General features: G+C 71.9%; 5 protein-coding genes and 1 pseudogene. 1 reads left to right on the plus strand and 5 read right to left on the minus strand.

The genetic code is table 11. From position 1 onward, the window contains the following. From ESO86_RS10870 to ESO86_RS10885, 4 genes are all read right to left on the minus strand, one after another. Positions 1–357 (minus strand): biotin/lipoyl-containing protein (locus ESO86_RS10870; RefSeq protein WP_340638846.1); only part of this gene is annotated, 357 nt, incomplete at its 3' end. A gap of 47 nt (positions 358–404) precedes the next feature. Then, complete coding sequence (locus ESO86_RS10875; RefSeq protein ID WP_422836487.1) at positions 405–1,364, minus strand: alpha-ketoacid dehydrogenase subunit beta; 960 nt, start codon at positions 1,362–1,364, stop codon at positions 405–407. A 65-nt stretch (positions 1,365–1,429) separates the two neighbouring features. Then, positions 1,430–2,563 (minus strand): thiamine pyrophosphate-dependent dehydrogenase E1 component subunit alpha, encoded by a 1,134-nt coding sequence (locus ESO86_RS10880; protein ID WP_129234936.1) that lies wholly within the window; start codon positions 2,561–2,563, stop codon positions 1,430–1,432. 43 nt (positions 2,564–2,606) lie between these two features. Then, the gene (locus tag ESO86_RS10885; RefSeq protein WP_242492324.1) at positions 2,607–3,689 is read right to left on the minus strand and encodes a histidinol-phosphate transaminase; all 1,083 of its coding nucleotides are present in this window, start codon (positions 3,687–3,689) and stop codon (positions 2,607–2,609) included. A 52-nt stretch (positions 3,690–3,741) separates the two neighbouring features. Here ESO86_RS10885 and ESO86_RS10890 point away from each other — a divergent pair, with 52 nt between their 5' ends. Then, positions 3,742–4,122: a phage holin family protein gene (locus ESO86_RS10890; RefSeq protein ID WP_129234940.1), complete on the plus strand. Its 381-nt coding sequence runs from the start codon at positions 3,742–3,744 to the stop codon at positions 4,120–4,122. Between the two features lie 51 nt (positions 4,123–4,173). On the opposite strand, the pseudogene ESO86_RS18855 reads toward ESO86_RS10890, so the two are convergent. Beyond that, a pseudogene (locus ESO86_RS18855) lies at positions 4,174–5,336 on the minus strand (hypothetical protein); the annotation flags it as partial.

Raw genomic sequence — 5,336 nt, forward strand, 5'->3', positions numbered from 1 at the left:
ACCGCCGTCATCGCTCGGCGCCGAGTTCGAGGCCGTCGGCGCGGGTGCCGCGGGAGCCGCGACGGGCGCTTCCGCCGGTGCAGGCGCGCCGGCGGCGGTCGACATGCCGTCGGCGGCATCCGTCTGGATCACCAGGATCGGCGTCCCGACGTCGACCGTGCGCCCCTCCTCGACGAGCAGCTCCGTGACGGTGCCCTCGAAGGCGCTCGGAAGCTCGACGAGCGACTTCGCCGTCTCGATCTCGACGAATACCTGGTCGAGCGAGATGCGCTCGCCGGGCGCGACGCGCCACTGCACGATCTCGGCCTCGGTCAGGCCTTCGCCCACGTCGGGAAGCGGGAATCGGATCTCGCTCATCGTGCTCCTCAGGTTCGAAGGTGCGGGGTCGGCGTGCGACCCCCGGGTCAGTAGGACAGCGACCGGTCGACGGCCTCGAGCACCCGGTCGGCGCTCGGCAGGTACTCGGTCTCGAGTGCGGCCGGCGGGAACGGGGTGTCGAAGCTCGAGACCCTCAGCACCGGCGCCTCGAGGGAGTAGAACGCCCGCTCGGCGACCGTCGCGGCGATCTCCGACCCGACGCTCACGAAGCCGTAGGCCTCCTGCGCGACGATGAGGCGTCCGGTGCGCTGCACCGAGTCGACGATCGGTCCGAAGTCGATGGGGGAGATGGAGCGCAGGTCCACGACCTCGAGGCTCCGGCCCTCCTCGGCGGCGATGTCCGCCGCCTGCAGCAGCGTCGCGATCATCGCGCCGTGACCGACCACGGTGACGTCGTCGCCTCGACGGACGACCCGGCTCGCGTGCAGCGGCAGCCCGGCGTGGTCGTGGTCGACGGGCCCCTTCGGCCAGTAGCGGCTCTTGGGCTCGAAGAAGAGCACGGGGTCGTTCGAGGCGATCGCCTCCTGGATCATCCAGTACGCGTCGTGCGGCGACGACGGACTCACCACGCGAAGACCCGGCGTGTGCGCGAAGTACGCCTCCGGGCTCTCCTGGTGGTGCTCGATGGAACCGATGTGCCCGCCGTAGGGCACGCGGATGACCACCGGCATCGGCATTCCGCCGTCGTGGCGGAGGTTCATGCGCGCCAGCTGGGTGGTGATCTGGTCGAACGCGGGGAAGATGAACCCGTCGAACTGGATCTCGAGCACAGGACGGTACCCGCGCATCGCCATGCCGATCGCGGTGCCCACGATGCCCGACTCGGCGAGCGGGCTGTCGAGCACCCGGCGTTCGCCGAACTCGGCCACGAGGCCCTCGGTCACTCGGAACACGCCGCCGAGCGGCCCGATGTCCTCACCCATGAGCAGGACCTTCGGGTCGTTGCGCATCGCCTCGCGGAGCCCGGCGTTGATGGCCTTCGCCATCGACAGCGTGTGCACGCCACGGAGTTCGGGCGCCGCGGCCGACGCGTCGGCGATCGTCTCGACCGTCATGCCTGGTCTCCTTCGAACGAGTTCTCGTACTCCTCGAGCCACGCGGCCTGCGCCTCGACCAGCGGGTGGGACTCGGCGTACACGTGGGCGAAGATGTCGCTGCGCGGGGGAGCGGTGACGTCGAGCGCGCGCGTCCTGACGCCAGCCGCGACGTCCGCGGCCTCCTCGTCGACGCGGTCGAAGTACTCGGCCGATGCTCCGCGGCCCTCGAGCCACGTGCGGAAGCGCACGATCGGATCGCGTGCGGTCCAGTACGCGACCTCGTCGTCCGTCCGGTACTTGGTGGGGTCGTCGGCGGTGGTGTGCGCGCCCATGCGATAGGTCACCGCCTCGATGAACGACGGTCCCTCGCCGGCGCGGGCCTCCTCGAGCGCCCGCCGGGTCACGGCGTAGCTCGCGAGCACGTCGTTGCCGTCGACCCGGATGCCCGGCATGCCGAAGCCGCCGCCGCGCAGCGACAGCGGGCTGCGCGACTGACGCGAGACCGGGACCGAGATCGCCCACTGGTTGTTCTGCACGAAGAACACCTGGGGGGTGTTGTAGCTCGAGGCGAACACGAGCGCCTCGTTCGCGTCGCCCTGAGACGTCGAGCCGTCGCCGTAGTAGACGAGCACCGCGGCATCCGCCTCGGGGTCGCCGGTCGCGGTCGCGCCGTCGAACTGCAGGCCCATCGCGTAGCCGGTCGCGTGCAGCGTCTGCGAGGCCAGCACGAGCGTGTACAGGTGGAAGTTGCCGTTCTCCTCGGGCGTCCAGCCGCCCAGGGTGGCGCCGCGGAAGAGCTTCAGGATGGCGACCGGGTCGAGACCGCGGATCATGCCGACGATGTGCTCGCGGTACGACGGGAAGATGTGGTCCTGCGGGCGCGCGGCGCGCGCGGAGCCGACCTGGGCGGCCTCCTGGCCGTGGCTCGGGACCCAGAGCGCGAGCTGGCCCTGGCGCTGGAGGTTCGCGCCGGTGACGTCGACCCGTCGCGAGATCACCATGTCGCGGTAGAACTGCTCGAGCGCGGCATCGGGCAGCGCCTCGACCAGCGGCAGGTACTCCTCCGCCTCGGGCGTCGGACGAAGGTCGCCCTCGGGCGTCAGGAGCTGGACCGTCGGAGCGGTGAAGTCGCGTGAGGGGGCTGCCACCGTTCCACGGTACCCGCTCGATGTGGGCCCCTTCTTGTGGAGGTCAGACAAGCTCCCCGAGAAGCCTTAGGAGTACGTCCACAGACTCGTGCTCGCCGACCGACACCCGGATGCCATCGCCGGGGAACGCTCGCGCGACGATCCCGCCGTCGAAGAGCGCCTCCGCGACCTCCATCGTGCGATCACCGGTCGGCAGCCAAACGAAGTTGCCCTGCGCCACCGGGATGTCCCATCCCTGCTCGATGAGCGCGTCGCGCACGGCTTCGCGGCGCTCGGCGAGCATGTCGACGCGACGGAGGAGCTCCTCCTCGTTGGCCGGCTCGAGCGCCGCGAGCGCACCCGCGGTGGCGACGGCGGTCACGCCGAGGGGGATCGCCGTCGCACGTGCGGCGTCGAGGATCGGGACCGGTCCGATGGCGTAGCCGACGCGCACGCCGGCGAGGCCGTACGCCTTCGAGAAGGTCCGGAGCACGACGAGGTTCGGGTACCGGCCGATGAGCGCACTGCCGTCGACGGATGCCGGGTCGCGCACGAACTCCGCGTACGCCTCGTCGAGCAGCACGAGCCGGTCCGCCGGCACGCGCGCCATGAACCGCTCGAACTCGTCGGCGGTGACGGGGACACCGGTCGGGTTGTTGGGGGAGCACACGATCACGACGCACGTGCGGTCGGTCACCGCAGCCGCCATCGCGTCCAGGTCGTGGCCGTGGTCGGGCCGGTTCGGGACCTGCACGCTCGTCGCGCCGGCGACCGTGACGAGCCCGGGGTACGCCTCGAACGAACGCCACGAGTAGACGACCTCGTCACCCGGGCCGGCCGCCGCGAGCACGAACTGCGCGATCAGCGACACCGATCCGGCGCCGATGAGCACCTCGTCGACGCTCACGCCGAACCGTTCGGCCAGCCGTTCGCGGAGCAGGAGCGCGGTGGCGTCCGGATACCGGTGGACCTCCGAGGCGGCCGTGGAGATGGCCGCCTCGACGGCCGGGACGGGCGGCCAGGGGTTCTCGTTGCTCGACAGCTTGAAGCCGTCCGCCGGGGCCGGCCGGCCCTGGCGATACGGCGGAAGCGCGGCGATCTCCGGGCGCAGGCGCACCTGCGGGGGCGTGGGCTCCGATGCGGTCACGGCATCCACCGTACCCCTTCGCTCGCGGGCCACCCGCTGCCATAGTTGGGGGATGCGCTTCCTCCTGAAGGTCATCGTCGTCGCGTTCGCACTCTGGCTCACGACCCTCATCGTCTCCGGCGTGAGCGTCGTGCCATACGAGGACTCGGAATTCGCGACCGTGCTCACGTACCTGCTCATCGCCGCGATCTTCGGCATCGTCAACGCGACGATCGGCACGTTCGTGCGCATCGTCGGGTTCCCGCTCTACGTGCTGACGCTCGGGCTCATCTCGTTCATCGTCAACGGGCTGCTCCTGCTGCTCGTCGACTGGATCAGCAGCCTGATGGGCTTCGGACTCGTGGTCGACGGATTCTGGTGGGGCGTGCTCGGTGCGCTGGTTCTCGGCCTCATCAGCTGGCTGATCGGACTGATCGTCCGGCCGACCGACTGAGTTCGCCGGCCGGACTCGCCCGCCGGACGGGCGGGCCCCTCCCTGCTCCGGTCACTCCGGCACCCGCTCGCTCCGCCAGTACGAGACGGCGGCGGGGGCGGTCCCCTCGGTGAAGTCCGTCAGCAGGTCGCGGAACTCCGCGAGCCTCGGGTCGTCGTCGCGATCGATCAGGCGGGCCGTCTCGCGGTACCGCACCATCGCGTGCGCGGGCACCGCATCGCCCGGCGCGGCGACGAGCGTGCCGAGGCTTCGCCCCACCTCGATGCGACCGCCGGCCGCGACGCCCGATCCCGCCGTGGCCGGCACGAGGTCCTCGCGGTGCGTCACCGACAGCAGCGGCGTGTCACCGGTCGCCACCTGGGCGACGGGTCCGCCGAAGCTGACCGCGGCCACGACCCCGAGGTCGGGATCGGCGGCCGCGTTCGCCGCGACCATGCCGCCGGCGGAGTGGCCGACCACGATCACGGGGTCGCCGGCCCGCACCCCGGCCTCGGCCATCGCTGAACGGAGCGTCCGCTCGGACGCCGCCGCCTCCGACGGCAGGCTGATGAGGTCGTGCACGACGGATGCCCCGGCGATCCCGTGCAGGTTCGCGGTCATGTCGTACGGCTCCGTGGCGGGCGTCATCGCGAAGTCGGCGGTGCCCGCCGAGTACACGATCCACCGCGGTCCGCCTGTGGAGTCGTAGCGCTCGATCCGGACCTGCGGCCCGCCCGCCGCGGAGGGCGGGATCCGATCGGCGAGGTCGGCGATGCCGCGCACCGGAGCGGGCACTCCGCTCGCGTCGGTCCGTGGTCCAGGCACGGACCGCGGCTCGGTGACCGCCGTCTCCCGGAGGCTGCGCGACCCCGTCATGAGGCCCACGACACCCGCCGCGGCCAGGACGATCCCTGCGTTCTCAGGGGCGTCGAGGCCGGAACCGGCGGCGAACAGCCCCTGCGCGCGGAAGACCCCTGCCAGGAACTCGTCCGCCTGGTCGGCGGCGGAGCGGACGAGCTCGACGAACGCCGGGTCGGAGAGGATCGGCAGGCCGTGTTCCGCGAGGACGGCCTGGACGGCCTCCTCGGAGCGGTCCGGATCCGAGATGTGGGCGAGGATGCTGCCCACCGCGACCGGACCCAGCGCGATCGCGGCGGCGGAGGCCGCGGGGAGCACCATGCCCGACGCGGCGACCCCGAGCAGCCCGGCGGCGACCCGGCGTCCGGCCTCGGCGA

Origin of the sequence: Agromyces binzhouensis (assembly GCF_004135055.1) — a bacterium.
GTDB classification, from domain to species: Bacteria; Actinomycetota; Actinomycetes; order Actinomycetales; family Microbacteriaceae; genus Agromyces; species Agromyces binzhouensis.